This is a genomic window from Pseudomonas sp. LBUM1641, from assembly GCF_059716235.1.
In genome coordinates, this window is record NZ_CP166815.1 from 5295799 (window position 1) to 5310962 (window position 15164).

16 protein-coding genes are annotated in these 15164 nt (G+C 59.4%); 1 reads left to right on the forward strand and 15 read right to left on the reverse strand.

Translation table 11 applies throughout. The features are described from left to right. Positions 1 to 7 precede the first annotated feature (7 nt). Positions 8 to 1213: an acetyl-CoA C-acetyltransferase gene (locus ACA046_RS24235; RefSeq protein ID WP_497675135.1), complete on the reverse strand. Its 1206-nt coding sequence runs from the start codon at positions 1211 to 1213 to the stop codon at positions 8 to 10. A gap of 681 nt (positions 1214 to 1894) precedes the next feature. Here ACA046_RS24235 and ACA046_RS24240 point away from each other — a divergent pair. Beyond that, on the forward strand, positions 1895 to 2698 hold the full coding sequence (locus ACA046_RS24240; RefSeq protein ID WP_497675136.1) for a c-type cytochrome: 804 nt from the start codon (positions 1895 to 1897) through the stop codon (positions 2696 to 2698). Between the two features lie 208 nt (positions 2699 to 2906). On the opposite strand, the gene ACA046_RS24245 is transcribed toward ACA046_RS24240, so the two are convergent. The 14 genes from ACA046_RS24245 to ACA046_RS24310 all read right to left on the reverse strand — a co-directional run bounded on the left by ACA046_RS24245 (position 2907) and on the right by ACA046_RS24310 (position 14622). Further along, positions 2907 to 3710, reverse strand: coding sequence for a transglutaminase family protein (locus tag ACA046_RS24245; protein ID WP_318302142.1), 804 nt, complete (start codon positions 3708 to 3710; stop codon positions 2907 to 2909). Continuing rightward, on the reverse strand, positions 3707 to 4657 hold the full coding sequence (locus ACA046_RS24250; RefSeq protein ID WP_063027996.1) for an alpha-E domain-containing protein: 951 nt from the start codon (positions 4655 to 4657) through the stop codon (positions 3707 to 3709). Before ACA046_RS24250 ends, ACA046_RS24245 begins: the two co-directional genes overlap by 4 nt. 3 nt (positions 4658 to 4660) lie before the next feature. After that, the gene (locus ACA046_RS24255; protein ID WP_076015106.1) at positions 4661 to 6070 is read right to left on the reverse strand and encodes a circularly permuted type 2 ATP-grasp protein; all 1410 of its coding nucleotides are present in this window, start codon (positions 6068 to 6070) and stop codon (positions 4661 to 4663) included. A 437-nt stretch (positions 6071 to 6507) separates the two neighbouring features. After that, positions 6508 to 6849: a ribonuclease E inhibitor RraB gene (locus ACA046_RS24260; RefSeq protein ID WP_003193463.1), complete on the reverse strand. Its 342-nt coding sequence runs from the start codon at positions 6847 to 6849 to the stop codon at positions 6508 to 6510. Positions 6850 to 7062: 213 nt separating this feature from the next. Further along, positions 7063 to 7323 (reverse strand): hypothetical protein, encoded by a 261-nt coding sequence (locus tag ACA046_RS24265; protein WP_076015104.1) that lies wholly within the window; start codon positions 7321 to 7323, stop codon positions 7063 to 7065. Positions 7324 to 7402: 79 nt separating this feature from the next. Continuing rightward, on the reverse strand, positions 7403 to 8008 hold the full coding sequence (locus ACA046_RS24270; protein ID WP_063027992.1) for an START domain-containing protein: 606 nt from the start codon (positions 8006 to 8008) through the stop codon (positions 7403 to 7405). 44 nt (positions 8009 to 8052) lie between these two features. Next, the gene (locus tag ACA046_RS24275) at positions 8053 to 8307 is read right to left on the reverse strand and encodes a YkgJ family cysteine cluster protein (protein WP_076015102.1); all 255 of its coding nucleotides are present in this window, start codon (positions 8305 to 8307) and stop codon (positions 8053 to 8055) included. A gap of 162 nt (positions 8308 to 8469) precedes the next feature. Next, positions 8470 to 8970: a translation initiation factor 2 gene (locus ACA046_RS24280; RefSeq protein WP_497677133.1), complete on the reverse strand. Its 501-nt coding sequence runs from the start codon at positions 8968 to 8970 to the stop codon at positions 8470 to 8472. 104 nt (positions 8971 to 9074) lie between these two features. Next, complete coding sequence (locus tag ACA046_RS24285) at positions 9075 to 10514, reverse strand: aminotransferase-like domain-containing protein (protein WP_076015100.1); 1440 nt, start codon at positions 10512 to 10514, stop codon at positions 9075 to 9077. Positions 10515 to 10861: 347 nt separating this feature from the next. Beyond that, the gene (locus ACA046_RS24290) at positions 10862 to 11674 is read right to left on the reverse strand and encodes an OmpA family protein (protein ID WP_497675137.1); all 813 of its coding nucleotides are present in this window, start codon (positions 11672 to 11674) and stop codon (positions 10862 to 10864) included. After that, positions 11671 to 12033: a DUF4398 domain-containing protein gene (locus ACA046_RS24295; protein ID WP_258347194.1), complete on the reverse strand. Its 363-nt coding sequence runs from the start codon at positions 12031 to 12033 to the stop codon at positions 11671 to 11673. The genes ACA046_RS24290 and ACA046_RS24295 overlap by 4 nt, the downstream gene beginning before the upstream one ends. Before the next feature lie 9 nt (positions 12034 to 12042). Further along, a complete protein-coding gene (locus tag ACA046_RS24300; protein ID WP_497675138.1) occupies positions 12043 to 12858 on the reverse strand; it encodes a substrate-binding periplasmic protein in 816 nt (271 codons plus the stop codon). Positions 12859 to 12940: 82 nt separating this feature from the next. After that, positions 12941 to 13870 (reverse strand): electron transfer flavoprotein subunit alpha/FixB family protein, encoded by a 930-nt coding sequence (locus ACA046_RS24305; protein ID WP_169385996.1) that lies wholly within the window; start codon positions 13868 to 13870, stop codon positions 12941 to 12943. A 2-nt stretch (positions 13871 to 13872) separates the two neighbouring features. Beyond that, complete coding sequence (locus tag ACA046_RS24310; protein ID WP_076015096.1) at positions 13873 to 14622, reverse strand: electron transfer flavoprotein subunit beta/FixA family protein; 750 nt, start codon at positions 14620 to 14622, stop codon at positions 13873 to 13875. Positions 14623 to 15164: the final 542 nt, after the last annotated feature.

The following is a 15164-nucleotide window of genomic DNA, read 5'->3' on the forward strand; positions in this document are numbered from 1 at the left end:
CTTAGGCTCAGAGGCGTTCGATGATGGTGGCGATACCCATGCCGCCGCCGACACACAGGGTGGCCAGGCCATACCGCTGCTGGCGCACCTCCAGTTCGTCGAGCAAGGTGCCGAGAATTGCGCAGCCCGTGGCGCCCAGCGGATGCCCCATCGCGATGGAGCCGCCGTTGACGTTGACCCGGGCGGCGTCGATGCCCATGTCCTTGATGAACTTGAGCACCACCGACGCAAACGCCTCGTTAACCTCGAACAGGTCGATGTCTTCAACCCGCAGGCCAGCCTTGGCCAGGGCCTTGCGGGTGGCCGGTGCCGGGCCGGTGAGCATGATGGTGGGGTCGGTGCTGGTGACCGCGGTGGCGACGATCCGCGCCCGGGGTTGCAGGCCGAGTTCGCGGCCACGGGCGGAAGAGCCGATCAGCATCAGCGCCGCGCCATCGACAATCCCGGAACTGTTGCCCGGTGTGTGCACGTGGTTGATACGCTCGACGTGGCTATAGACCCGCAAAGCAGTGGCATCGAAGCCCATCTGGCCCATCATTTCGAAGCTGGGCTTGAGTTTGCCCAGGCCTTCGAGGGTGGAATCGCCACGGATAAATTCGTCCTGGTCCAGCAGGACGATGCCGTTTTGGTCCTGCACGGCGATCAGCGATTTGTTGAAGGAACCGTCTGATCTTGCCCGCGCCGCTTTCTGCTGTGAGTGCAAGGCAAAGGCATCGACGTCCTGACGGGTGAAGCCTTCCAGCGTGGCAATCAGGTCGGCGCCGATGCCCTGCGGGGTGAAGTGGCTGTGCAGATTGGTTTGCGGGTCCAGCACCCAGGCACCACCGTCGCTGCCCATGGGCACACGGGACATGGACTCGACGCCGCCGACCACCACCAGGTCTTCAAAGCCGGAGCGCACTTTCATCGCGCCAAGGTTCACGGCTTCCAGGCCCGACGCGCAAAACCGGTTGATCTGCACACCGGCGACGCTGACGTCCCAGTCCGCCACCAGGGCGGCGGTCTTGGCGATGTCGGCGCCCTGGTCGCCCACCGGGGTGACGCATCCCAGGACGATGTCATCCACTTGCCGGGTATCGAGGTCGGTGCGCTGTTGCAGCGCGGTCAGCAACCCGGCCACCAGGTTCACCGGCTTGACGCTGTGCAAGGCGCCATCGACCTTGCCTTTGCCACGGGGCGTGCGTATCGCATCAAAGATGAAAGCTTGGGTCATGACGTCCTCGAATCACTGGGCAACGAATCGTGCTCTTACCTTAGGCGCCGGGGCGCCGGATTCAATGACCGAACCGCTCATTGACCTTGACGCTCACGCTCAGACGAACGGTAGGAGGCTATGGGAATTGGCTGATTAATCGTTTTAGCTGTCTAGCCATAGGGCTGGCGTCTGGCTGGCACTTGGCCTCATGCCTTTTTAATAAGATTTCTTCAGGCAATGAGATGAAATGGATCTAAGCCATGCAGAACCAGGGCTCTAAGGTTGAATCTGTAGGAGAAGTAAAAGGTTGCTGCCGGGTTTTGCTGGAGCACCTGTGAGAACTGTAAGAAAAAAGTCATGTAGCACCGTCATAGTGAAATCGACCGGCACGCATTTGACGCTCAGGAATAACAACAAAAGGCAGTCAGCCATGTTCAAACAATCGAAAGTACGTCAGGCGGGACTTATTCTTTTCGCCACCACACTGATTCTGATCTTGCCCAATCTAACCAAGGTTATTGGTTGACCTCTCACACCCCACATTCTGCGCAGACACAGCGCCAGGATCGCAGCCTTTGGCAGCGCCTTTCGGGATATTGCGCATAGCGATCCCGTCAGGGGCTGCCGTTTTGCGCGCCGGTTTCAGGTGGTTTTGCGGTATCGTGATACCCGCATCGTCACTCAAACACGGGCCCTTCCTTGAAACAGATCATCGTCCTCATAACCCTGCTGCTGGCCCTGCCGGCGTCTGCCGCACAGCTGGCCATCGAGCTGGATCACACCCGTAAAACCTGGGAAACCGCCGAGCTGCTCAAGCGCCCGGATGCGCAGACGGTGCAGATCGTTGATGACGTTTCCTACAAGCGCAACATGACGTATCGCGCGGTACCGCTGGCCGCACTGTTGCCCGGCATCAAGCCGGAAAATCATCTGCAGGCGGTGGCGCTTGACGGCTTTGCCGCAGAACTTGCGGCGGCGCCGCTGCTGTCAAAAAGCGGCTCGCAGGCCTGGTTGGCGGTAGAAGATCCGGCGCATCCCTGGCCGCCGCTGGCGGACGGCAAACCCAGTGCCGGGCCGTTTTATCTGGTGTGGACGGACCCGCAGGCCGGGCATATCAGCCCTGAACAATGGCCGTTTCAGATCTCCGGAATCAAGCAAATGACAACGGTTGCGGAGCGCTTCCCGGCGTTGCTACCGGACCCGAAACTGGCGGCGGACGATCCGGTAAATCAAGGCTTCGCGTTGTTCCAGAAGAACTGCCTGGCGTGTCATCGCCTCAACGGGGCCGGCGATGCGCAGGTGGGGCCAGACCTGAATATTCCTTACAACCCCACTGAATATTTCGCCGGGGATTTCCTCAAGCGTTACATTCGCGACCCGCAAGGCATGCGGCATTGGCCACAGGCGAAGATGCCAGCGTTTGCGGCCAGTGTGCTGCCGGATGCGGACCTGGATCTGCTGGTGGGGTACTTGAAGCATATGGCGGGCAGAAAGCAGCCTTAAGGCTCGGGTAAATCTGTGGCGAGGGAGCTTGCTCCCGCTGGGCTGCGCAGCAGCCCCAATCAGACAATCACATTTCGCCAGACAGAACTCGGGGGCATGCTTTGGGGCCGCTTCGCAGCCCAGCGGGAGCAAGCTCCCTCGCCACAAAAAGCTTTCCTGGCACAGAGAGCTTTCCTGCTACACAAAGCTCCCTCTCTCTCCCGGATTCCTACTGCTGCTGCACCGAAATCACCGGTGTCGGCGCCACAAATACCTTGGCATGCATCTGCTCATGCCCTCCCCCACGGCGCATGCCCCGCACCGGGCAGGCGTCCAGGTAATCCAGGCCCACCGCCAGCTTCAAATGCCGTTCCGGCCGGGCCAGTTGGTTGGTCACATCAAAGCTGTACCAGGCGTCATCCAACCAGGCTTCGGCCCAGGCATGGCTGGCCAGGTGCTCGCAGTCTTCGCTGTACAAATACCCCGACACATACCGCGCCGGAATGCCCAGGCTACGGGCACAGGCGAGGAAGGCGTGGGTGTGGTCCTGGCACACCCCGGCACGCCCGGCAAACGCCTTGGCCGCACAGGTGTCGACTTCGGTAGAGCCTGGCGAGTAGGTCATGTACTGGTTCAGCGCATGCATTAAATCAATCAACGCACTGCGGTCGCGGCGCTGGTGGCAATGCTTTTCGGCAAAGCTGCGCAAGGCATCGTCCGGCTCAGTCAAACGGGTGCAGCGCAGGAACGGAAACGCCGACTGGCTTTCATGTTCGGCTTCGCGCAATTCGTCGATATCCACCTGGCCACGGGCGCCGATGATGATGGCTTCGTGGGGCTCGTCCATGGTTAGCACGTGCAGGATATTGCCGAACGGGTCCAGTTGCGCCCGCACCGGCCGGGGCAGGTCCAGCTGCCAGCTAAGGACGTGCTGGCGCTCGCTGTCGTGGGGCGTGAGCCGCAGGTACTGGATGCTGGCGCGCACCTGGTCTTCGTAGTGGTAGGTGGTTTCGTGGCTGATGGAAAGTCTCATGCCGCCTCCAGGTAGGAACTGTAAATAGCATCGCCCAGCTCGCGCACGAGGGGGATGAAGTCGGTCAGCCAAGCGTGCAGGCCTTCCTCGAGAATTTCGTCGATTGCGGTAAAGCGCAGGCGTGCATCCATTTCGGCCGCCAGGCGCTGGGCCGGGCGACCGTTGATGCCGGGCAGGCTGCCAAGGATCTGGTCGATCTCTTCACTGCACGCCCGCAGCGAACGCGGCACGTCGGCGCGAAGCAGCAACAGCTCGGCGACTTGCCGGGCGCCTGGGGCGTCGCGGTAGATCTCGGTGTAGGCCTCGAAAGAGGACAAGGCCCTTAAGAGCGCACTCCACTGATAGTAGGCGTGGGCGGTGCCATCGGTGACCGCTTCGGCCTGGTCGCCGGCCATTTCATAGCGGGCATCCAGCAGGCGAAGGGTGTTGTCGGCCCGTTCGATAAAGGTACCGAGGCGGATAAAACGAAAAGCGTCGTTACGCATGATGGTGCCGTAGGTGGCACCACGGAACAGGTGGGAGCGCTCCTTGACCCACTCGCAGAACCGACTCATGCCGTAACGACTCAGGCCTTGCTGGGCGATGTCGCGAATTTCCAGCCAGGTGGCGTTAATGTTTTCCCACATGTCCGCGGTAATTCTCCCACGTACCGCATGAGCACTAGCCCGCGCCGCACCGAGGCAGCTGTAGATGCTCGCCGGGTTGGCCGCATCCAGAGCGAAGAAGTGCAGCAGGCGCTCGGCGTGCAGCTCACCGTGACGCTCGCGGTAATCGTCGAGGGTGCCGGTGATCAGCAGCGGCATTGCCAGTTCATGCAAGCCATCGCCGCGCCCGTCCTGGGGCATCAGCGACAGCGAATAACTGACATCGAGCATCCGTGCGAGGTTTTCCGCACGCTCCAGATAGCGCGACATCCAATACAAATCCGAGGCAGTTCTACTCAACATATTTCAATCCTCGACCACCCAGGTGTCTTTGGTGCCGCCGCCCTGGGACGAGTTGACCACCAGCGAACCTTCCCGCAGGGCCACACGGGTCAGGCCGCCCGGCACTACGCGGGTTTCCTTGCCTTGCAACACGAACGGGCGCAGGTCGATGTGGCGCGGGGCGATGCCGTTTTCGACGAAGGTCGGGCAGGTGGACAGGCACAGGGTTGGCTGCGCGATATAGGCGTGGGGCTTGGCCTTGATGCGTGCACGGAAGGCTTCGATTTCCGCCGCCGAGGCGGCCGGGCCGACCAACATGCCGTAGCCACCGGAGCCCTGGGTTTCCTTCACCACCAGTTCCGGAAGGTTGGCCAGCACGTGGGACAGTTCACTGGGATTACGGCACTGGAACGTCGGAACATTCTTCAGGATCGGCTCTTCATCCAGGTAAAAACGGATCATCTCGGTGACGAAGGGGTACACCGACTTGTCATCCGCCACCCCGGTGCCGATGGCATTCGCCAGCACCACATTGCCCGAGCGGTAAGCCGCCAGCAGGCCCGGCACGCCGAGCATGGAGTCCGGGTTGAAGGCCAGCGGGTCGAGGAACGCGTCGTCGAGGCGGCGGTAAATGACATCCACCGCCTTGGGGCCGTCGGTGGTGCGCATGAACACACGGTCATCACGTACAAACAGGTCGGCGCCTTCCACCAGTTCCACGCCCATTTCACGGGCCAGGAACGCATGTTCGAAGAACGCACTGTTGAAACGCCCCGGAGTAAGTACCACCACGCTGGGGTTATCCAACGGGCTGGAGCTTTTCAGGGTGTCGAGCAACAGGTTGGGGTAGTGATCGATGGGTGCGATGCGCTGAGCAGCAAACAGCTCGGGGAACAGGCGCATCATCATCTTGCGGTCTTCGAGCATGTAGCTGACACCGCTGGGGGTGCGCAGGTTGTCTTCGAGGACGTAGTAAGTACCGTCGCCATCGCGTACGAGGTCGACGCCGGAGATGTGGGAATAGATATCGCGGTGCAGGTCCAGGCCCTGCATCGCCAACTGGTATTGCTCGTTGGCCAGCACTTGCTCGGCAGGGATGATCCCGGCCTTGATGATCCGTTGTTCGTGGTAGAGGTCGGCGAGGAACATGTTCAGCGCCTTGACCCGCTGGATGCAGCCGCGCTCGACGATCCGCCACTCACTGGCCGGGATGCTGCGGGGAATCGTGTCGAAGGGGATCAGGCGCTCGGTGCCTTGCTCATCGCCGTACAGCGTGAAGGTGATACCGGCCCGGTGAAACAGCAAATCGGCTTCACGCCGGCGCTGGGCCAGCAGTTCCGCAGGCGTCTCGGCCAACCAGCGGGCGAATTCGCGGTAATGGGGGCGCACAAGCCCTGCCCCGTCGTACATCTCATCGTAATAAGTGCGGATCATGCCGTACTCCTTGTCACCCGGACGCCAGAACCATCGCAAGGCCCGTGCCAGCGGCATAAACACTTAAGTATCAATCAGTTGGATATAGGCGCAGGTCTCACCGCACCATCCCGGTGCAGCAAATGCCCGCTGTCATGGGCGACGCCTCATTGAAATGCAGGCCATGACTATCACCAGCATAGTCAGAGTTGATTTCACTGCCCGGCAAACCCTGGGGATAATCACCTCCATCGGCTGAACAGGACATGTCCTACAGCCTCACCCTTTGCTTGATGGGTAACGTGATACGGCATGTACCGATCGGTTCCCCTTCGCTCCGATCTTCCCTTTGGCCACCCTGCTCGGGTGGCTTTTTTTTGTGCAGGTTTTTTCCCAAGCCAGAAACAAAAACGGCCGACCCAAAGGTCAGCCGATACGCTGTGTTATTGCTCATGCCGCTACATGGGTAACCCACGCACCTCCTGTTTGACGCCCCATCCCTCAATGATCCCGCCCAAGGGCTCGACCACCGCCTCAAAGTCCTGCTCGAAGTCTCCTATGCCGTCGTAGGTGGCGAACATGATTTTGCTCAGTTCCAGGTACCAGGCGCCGTCATCCCGCGCGCTGACCTGGGCATTCAGGGATTCCCCACGAAACCGACCCGCAGCCCGGCGCGCACGTTCCTCATCCGGGAAAATGGCGTAGAACTCGATGGGGTGGAAACGTGAGAAGTCAAAGCCGCCCTCTTTCATGCGGCGCAACACGTTGGTGCTGATGTCTTCTTGATAGGCTGTGCTCATGAAACGTCCTCCTCAAACCGATGGATAGACTTTCCGTGCTTCCCAAGGCCCGCGCTGTAACGGCGCGGGTGTTACGGCAATGACGTCGCCGCTGGGACACAAGCATGTAGCTGACAAGACCAGACCTTAGCGATTCATTCGCTGATCTCGATTGCAGAGTAACGCGAAGCTTTCAGCTCCACCAGAGTCTGTTTAAGGGCGTACAGGAAATGTTCAGGCGGCGGGGTCGACCTTGAGGTCTTTAATGCTGTTTTGATCTTTCAGGATCTTCACCGTCGGTTCGGCGATCCGCCCTTCGAGATCGTTGAGATCCAATTCCTTCAGCACCGGAGACACGCGGGCGCGAACCAGGCGCGCAGCCTCTTCAAGGGTCGGTTTTTGCTCACATTCGAATTGCTCGACTACCGACTCACCATGATCATCAGTGAAGGAAACGTTCCACTTTGGCATCAGAGCCTCCTCGATAAAACCCATGGGTGGGCTTACCTCTATCTGGACCTTGAGGGCTTGGAAATCGTTCCACTCAAGGCAGGAGGCACCTGATCAGCTGCAGTTATTTTTCAGCGTGTTCTTTCAAAGCTTTCAAGGTGTTGAACGGTGCGTCCACCACAAACTTGTTGGCCAACCACGACGGCACGCTGCCACCTGGCTCGGTGTGCACCTGGTAGGTCACTTCGGTCAGGTTGTCGCCTTTAGGTACCAGCTTCCAGTAACCGTCAACCTGGGCTACGCGCACATAGCCTTTGACTTCGGGCTGGTAAGTCGGCACTTCCAACAGCTTGCGGGTCACGCTGCCGTCAGCGGCCTTGGTGGTGGTGATTTCCAGGATCGAGTCACGGTCGGTAACCGGGAACGGCGCCTTGAACTGGGTGTAGGTCCAGCTCTTGTCACCTTCTTGCTTAAGCAGTTTTTGCGATTTGCATTCGTGGATCCAGGAACAGGCCCCGGCCACGTCTTCCTGCAACGCCTGGATCTTGGCCAGCGGTGCCTTGATGGTGGTCACACCGCGATAAGCCTTGTATTTGGAGCCGGCAATTTCACTCAACGACACTTTGATGCCGTCTTCATCCTTGGCAGTCTGCCAGTCTTCAGCGTGCGCTGCGGCAGCAAACATCACGGTAAAACCGCACAACACAGCAATTCGTTTCAGTGAACCCATGGTCTTATTCCTTATTGTTGAAGTTCAGTACTTTGAACAGCCCACTAAGCCGCGGTCATCTGTTCCCACCAGCCGATCAACTTGATCGCTTCTGCCTGGCTGTTGCCACAGACCTCGATATCCGCCTGGAACGAACTGCACACCGCCGGCCGCTCTGGCTGACCAAACAACTGGCACAGTTGTTCGACCGAAAGATGCAGGCAGCGTTCGCCCGCAGGTTTGCCGGCAGGCATTCCCGGCAACGGAGAACTGATGGATGGAGCAATGCAGCAAGCGCCACAGCCTTCACGGCATTTCATGACGAACAGATCCTCGACAACTCAGTGTTGATGGCCACGTAAGACTACGCCCTTAAACAGACGTTTTAAATTGGCTTAACAGGGGTTTTTCACCCAAAACAAAAGTGACTGACCAGTCTGCGACAGAAGGTCAGGAGTGCGCGTCACTTTTACTCGTCGGGTTTATTGCTTGAATTCGAAATCCAGCGCCGCACCTTCTACTTCGCGGCGTTCTTCGTTGCGCAATTGCAGCTGCATTTCATTGCTGAGCAGGCGCCCGTTGATCTGGAACGCGCTGTTATCCGTGGGCTTCTCGGCAAACATCGGCGGCAGCAGCGGCACGTTCTTTGGCTGCGGCATGGTGCCGAGGGGTTGCAGGTGGCGGACCATATTGGACGGCAGGCTCAAATCCAGCTCTGCCGGCGGCAACTTAGTTTTGGCCACTTCGTGGGCCGATTTTGATTTGCTGGCGATAGGCGCACGTTTTTTAGTAGGCGCGGCTTTCTTTGCCGGAGCTTTCTTTGCCACCGGTGCCTTCTTTACGGGAGCGGCTTTTTTTGCTGTTACTTTTTGCTGGGTGCTGGCCGCAGGCGCCGTTTCACCGGCAGGAGCCGCCAGGACGGCGCCAGCGTTCCCCAGGCTTAACAGACAGACCAGCAGCGCAGCAGGAAAGGTATAAGTCATATCGCCAGCAGCATTAACGGCAGAAGGCCATATGCTCGCTTGTTGAGGACGGTATGACAAGCATGGTAATTAGCCAGCTACCCTTCGTGTCCCCTTTCCACGCCTCATAAACCCGCTGCAGTCTCCTGGCATAACTGGCTTGCCAGCATGCCAAGGGTCATCAACGCGCGCTCGGCCTCGCGGTTCCACGGCGTGCCGCAGTTCAGGCGAATACAGTGGTTGAACTGTTCCGTATTACTGAAGATCAGCCCCGGTGCAATGCTGATGCCCTGCTGCAATGCGCGCACGTGCAGTTCCTGGGTATTGACCCGTCCCGGCAAACTGACCCACAGGATAAAGCCGCCTGTCGGCCGGGTCATCTGGGTGCCTTCGGGGAAGTATTGCTGCACTGCCAGCTGGAAGGCGCTGAGGTTCTTGCGGTATTCCTGGCGGATATAGCGCAAATGCCGGTCGTACCCACCGTTTTCCAGGTACGCCGCCGTGCCCATCTGGGTCACGCTGCAGGCCGAATGGGTGCTGAACATTTGCAGGCGCTGGATTTCCTGCTGGTACTTACCGGCAATCATCCAGCCGATGCGGATGCCCGGTGACAAGGTCTTGGAAAAGCTCGAGCAGTAGATCACCCGGTCCAGGCGGTCATAGGCTTTCAGGGCTTTGGTGCGGCCCAGCTCGAACATCAGTTCGCCGTAGATATCGTCTTCCACCACTTGGATGTCGAAATCCGAGGCCAGGCGCAGCAACTGTTTCTGCCGCTCTTCGGGCATGGTGCCGCCCAGGGGATTGCTCAGGCGCGTGGTCAGCACCAGAGCCTTGATCGACCATTGGTTGGCGGCCAGTTGCAGGGCTTCCAGGCTCATGCCGGTGGCCGGGTCGCTGGGGATTTCAATGACCTTCAGGCCGAGCAAATCCGCCAGTTGCAGCAAGCCGTAATAGGTCGGCGACTCGGCGGCGATCAAGTCGCCGGGACGGGTCAATACCCGCAACGACATCTGCAATGCGTCGACACACCCGTGGGTGATCACCACTTCGGACGGATCGACCACCACCCCGGCATCCCGCATACGGATTGCCACCTGGCGCCGCAGCGGTTCAAAACCCGGGCTGAACATGTAGCTGAACGCCCGCGGGCTCTGGAAGCGCGTGACCTTGGCCAGTTGCTGATGCAACGCACGCACCGGCAAGTAGTCGACACTCGGCACGGCGGCTCCCAGCGGGAACACACCTTCGCGACGGGATTCGACCAACACCTGCTGAATAATGCTGCTGCGGGTGACCAACCCTGGACGCTCGACCCGGGCGATGTCCGGCGTCGGCGCGGTGAGCGCAGGCGTCTGGTGCACGTAATACCCGGACTGCGGCCGCGCGCGAATCAAACCCTGGTCTTCCAGGTTCGCGTAGGCCTGTAACACGGTGGCGTGGCTGACGTTGAGCTGGGAGCTCATTTTGCGCACCGAAGGCACGCGCTCGCCCGGTTGATAGACACCGCGGCGGATATCCTCAGCCAGTTGCTGGGCGATACGTTGGTAGAGCAACAGATTGGTCATGACGCAGCACTCGATTTCACGGGTATTTTATTTTTGTGTGAAACATACCGGCACAGTTTAGAAGTGTACGGGGACAGTTGCCACAATAGTCGAGCGCGGGCGGCAGTGATAGAAAAAACTGTAAGGGTTGCGAACTGAATCGCGGGCACAAAAAACCCGATCAGCGACCGGGCTATTTGAAACATTCTATCAATGACACCACAAACCAATTGTAGGAGCTGTCGAGCTTCAGCGAGGCTGCGATGCAGGCGCTGCGGTCTCGCAGGTCCACCGAGGCGATCCTATCGCAGCCTCGCTGAGGCTCGACAGCTTCCACAGGAATCACCCCTTCACCTTGAACAACAGGTTTAGCGAGCAGCGCCCAGCTGGCCTTTCTCGTCGGAGAACACAATCTCTACCCGACGGTTCTGCGCCCGACCACGCTCCGAAGCGTTGACGTCAACCGGGTACTGATCGCCGTAGCCTTCGACCTGGATGCGTTTTTCATCGATGCCCAAGTCGCTCAGCAGATCCGCCACTGCTTGGGCGCGGTCCCGGGACAGTTTGAGGTTTTCCGGCTCGCCACCGGTATTGTCCGTGTAACCCTCGATGCGCACCACGCGCTTGGGGTTCAACTGCAGAAACTGTACGACTTTGAGCACCGTGCGGTTGGCCGAGTTTTGCAGCTCTGCCTCGCCAGTGTCGAACAGCACGTCACCCAGCGTCATCACCAGCCCGCGATCAGGCTGGACGGTGGTCAGGCTGGAAATCTGCGCCTCAATCCATTTGCCCTGTTGCTGCACGCTGGCCAGCTTGGCTTCACGCAGGGCCAGTTGCAGGCGCTGGCGTTCCAGCTCCAGCTTGACCCCGCGCTCCTGATTGAGTGCCTGCTCGGTGTGTTCCCGGGCAATCGCGCTGTAGCGCTGGCTCAGATAGGCGTAATGCGCCACATCGGCACCGCTGCCCCAGAAGCTGGAGAAACGGTCGGCACGGGCCAGGGACTCACCGGCGCGAATCACGTCCTTGGGCGCGATACGCAGCACGTTCGAGTCTTCCTTGACCTTCTGGAAGTCACTGCTCGCTTGTTGCAAGGCAAGGTTACTGTCGGGATGGGTCGCGCAACCACCGAGCGCACTGCCCAGCAACACCACACAGCTCAACCCACGAATCAACGGGCTCATTGGGCGTCTCCCAGCTGCAACTGCTTGCGCAAGCGGGTGATACGGGTGTTGAGCACGTTCAGTTGCTCCTGGCTTTTGCGGGTCAGCACCCGGGCTTCTGCCAGGCGGGCGTCCAGCTCGGCTTCTTCAGCCTGCATGCGGGCGTCCTTGTAGGATTCATCGGCCATGTCGGCCTTGGCCTGGGTGAACTTGTCTTCAGCCAGCTTCAACTCGGGCGAGTCATCGGCCACGGCGCCCACGGCGTTGGCTTGCTCCAGGGCTTGCTGGGTCAGGCGCATTTGTTCATTCGGCGCAGGATCGGCTGCACATCCCGCCAGAGCTACAACGGCGAGGGCCGCGAAAAGAGGTCGAATAGTCACTGAAAATCCCTACTTTGTTGGGGTGCCGACGGGTTGCTGCAACTGCGCTTTCCAGCGCTCGAGATTGCTCTGCAGCGCGATTTCCGCCAGACCGGACGCGGGCAATTCTGTCATCTTTTTGGCGAGCTGTCCGCGCAACCACGGATCGTTGCAGGCGGAGTTGTGGGAAATCGCCAGGTACAGGCCCGGTTGGTCGATGGGTATTTCCCGCGCCACCAGGTCGTTGCTCATGCCCAGGGTCTGGGCCATGGCCATACCGGAATACCGTCCGGCGAGTACGTAGTCCACTTCCCCCAACAGCAGTTTCTGGAATGCAGGGGTCAGGCTGGGCAAGCGTTGCAAGGTCAGTTGCTCGGCAGCCAAGGTTTCAAAGTCGCGGCTCAGGCGTGCCCTTTCCGACACCGCGCCCTTGTGGCCATGCAGGTCGCCGGGTTGTTTATAGTCCAAGGTCGAATCCTTGCGGGTCCAGACCAGGTAATCGGTTTGCACCAATGCCGGGTGGATGTAATCGAAGGCGTCCAAGGCGTCGAGGGTCAACGGCGCGTCGGCGAGGATGTCCATGCGCCCACTGCGCACTTCGTCCAGAGCCACGGAGCGCTTGCCGCCGTACAGCAGGTCGATTTTCACCCCGATGTCTTTGGCCACTTGCTGCAACATGTCGGCGGTGGCGCCGATCAAGTGCGTGGGGTCTTGGGGATCACGCCACAGATAAGGCGGTGCGTCCGGGCTGCCGGTGATCACCAGGCGATCACATTTGCCAGCCGCCAGCGACACCGTCGGCAGCAGTGACAGGGCCAGCAGTACAGTCCAGGGACGCAATTCCATGGCAGGGTTCTCCAATTGAAAATTACCGGGCAAAAAAAAGCCCGGTCAAAAGACCGGGCTCTTTATAAGTGAAGCGGCTGGATTAGACCAGCTTCTCCAACTCGGGTACGGCTTCGAACAAGTCTGCCACCAGGCCGTAATCAGCCACCTGGAAGATCGGCGCTTCTTCGTCCTTGTTGATCGCAACGATCACCTTGGAGTCTTTCATACCAGCCAAATGCTGGATCGCGCCGGAGATACCGACGGCGATGTACAGCTGTGGCGCAACGATTTTGCCGGTCTGGCCGACCTGCATGTCGTTCGGTACAAAACCTGCGTCGACGGCAGCGCGGGAGGCGCCGACCGCAGCGCCCAGCTTGTCAGCCAGGGCGTACAGGTGCTTGAAGTTGTCACCGTTCTGCATGCCACGACCGCCGGAAACGACGATCTTGGCAGCGGTCAGTTCCGGACGATCGGACTTGGCCAGCTCTTCGCCTACGAAGCTGGAAGTGCCAGCGTCGTGAGCAGCAGCGACCGCTTCAACCGCAGCCGAACCACCTTCAGCCGCAACCGGGTCGAAACCGGTGGCACGCACGGTGATGACTTTTACCGAGGCCGTGGACTGCACGGTAGCGATGGCGTTACCGGCATAGATCGGACGCTTGAAGGTGTCGGCGCTTTCAACCGAAACGATCTCGGAGATCTGGTCAACGTCCAGCTGCGCAGCAACGCGCGGCAGGATGTTTTTGCCGTTGGAGGTAGCGGCAGCCAGGATGTGGCTGTAGCCAGCGCCCAGTTCTGCAACCAGAGGGGCAACGTTTTCCGGCAACTGGTGAGCGTAGGCCGCGTTGTCGGCGACCAGTACTTTGCTCACGCCAGCGATTTTTGCAGCGGCTTCAGCCACGGCGCCAACGTTTTGGCCAGCGACCAGCACGTGGACATCACCACCGATTTTGGCGGCGGCGGCAACAGTGTTCAGAGTGGCCGGGGCCACAACCTTGTTGTCGTGTTCTGCGATTACCAAGATAGTCATGGTTAGATTACCTTCGCTTCGTTTTTCAGTTTCTCGACCAGTTCAGCCACCGACTTGACCTTGATGCCCGCGCTGCGTGCAGCCGGCGCTTCGACTTTTACGGTCTTGTTGGTGGAGGCGGTGGAAACGCCCAAAGCGTCCGGAGTCAGCACTTCGAGAGGCTTCTTCTTGGCTTTCATGATGTTTGGCAGGGACGCGTAGCGCGGCTCGTTCAAACGCAGGTCGGTGGTGACGATGGCTGGCAGTTTCAGGGAAACGGTTTGCGCGCCGCCGTCGATTTCGCGGGTCACGGCAACGTTGTCGCCGCTCACTTCGACTTTCGAGGCGAAGGTGCCCTGGCCGTAACCGGTCAGTGCAGCCAGCATCTGGCCAGTCTGGTTGTTGTCGCTGTCGATGGCTTGTTTGCCGAGGATCACCAGCGATGGCTGTTCCTTGTCGACAACAGCTTTCAACAACTTGGCAACGGCCAGGGAAGTCAGCTCTTCAGCGGATTCGACGAGGATGGCGCGATCGGCACCCAGCGCCAGGGCGGTACGCAGCTGCTCTTGAGCAGTGGTCGGACCGATGGAAACGACGACGATTTCAGTCGCAACGCCTTTCTCTTTCAGGCGTACGGCTTCTTCCACGGCGATTTCGCAGAAAGGGTTCATCGACATCTTGACGTTAGCGAGATCGACGCCGGAATTGTCCGCCTTGACGCGAACTTTCACGTTGTAATCGACAACGCGTTTGACAGCTACAAGAACCTTCATGGATTCCTCGTTACTCTCCGGTGAAAAGAAAGTCGCCTAGGCGAACCTGGCGGTTGATGCTCATCGGCACACAAGGGCACCTCCAAAAACACAGGCAATCGTCGGCAGGGGACCTTGCTCACGGGAGTGATGACCGTTCGTCAGTGGTGACTGAGAGGTCATTCATTATCGTGGCGTGTAAACTGCGCGCCATCGTGGCTCGCGCGTCACCCTTATTTGCCTTCAGCCTGTCTTTCGAGGTGGCCTTGAAACCCACAGTCTGCCTACGGGATGCGCAAAACCGACCGTATATTGACCGGAACGCCTATTCCGGTCAATACGGCAAAATGGTCAGTTATAAGCCGCGTTGCTTTGATTTACCTAGCTTGCGGGCAATTCAAACAAACGTTTGTATTGGACGCTGAGAGTGGTGTAGATATAATGCGCCACCTAGAGAGAAAGGTGGGTCGTCCCCTGCCCCTTGCATGAGATTTATGCAGGCATTGCCGGACGAATTACCGAACCTCCACCCATTAGAAAAAAAAGCCGTTGAGCCTTGAGTA